The organism is Sulfitobacter sp. 15WGC (genome assembly GCF_005068605.1).
GTDB classification, from domain to species: Bacteria; Pseudomonadota; Alphaproteobacteria; order Rhodobacterales; family Rhodobacteraceae; genus Sulfitobacter; species Sulfitobacter faviae.
Window position 1 is genome coordinate 1 of the sequence record NZ_SZNL01000095.1, and the last position, 263, is coordinate 263.

1 protein-coding gene is annotated in these 263 nt (G+C 68.1%); it reads right to left on the reverse strand.

Going from position 1 to position 263, the window contains the following annotated elements:
* The coding region (locus FCK22_RS18135; protein ID WP_211243598.1) for an anhydro-N-acetylmuramic acid kinase at positions 1–263 on the reverse strand (263 nt) is incomplete at both ends.

Consider the following 263-nt stretch of genomic DNA (forward strand, 5'->3'; position numbering starts at 1 on the left):
CCAGCCGATATGGCGGCATAGCGGCTGCACGCTGGGGCCTTAAAATCCTTTTCCGGCACCTTTCCGTCAAAGTTAGGCAACGCCCTGCTCACCTCACTCCCGGCTGACGGTGCCCCCGCCAACGGCGCGCGGACGCCTGTCGTGCCGGGGCACGAGGTGGGCAGCCCGCGCGCCACGCGTACTGCCAGATAGGCAAAGGCCTGCGCCTCCAGCATGTCGCCATCGAGGCCGATCTCCTCCACCGCGGCGACGGGGCAATCGAG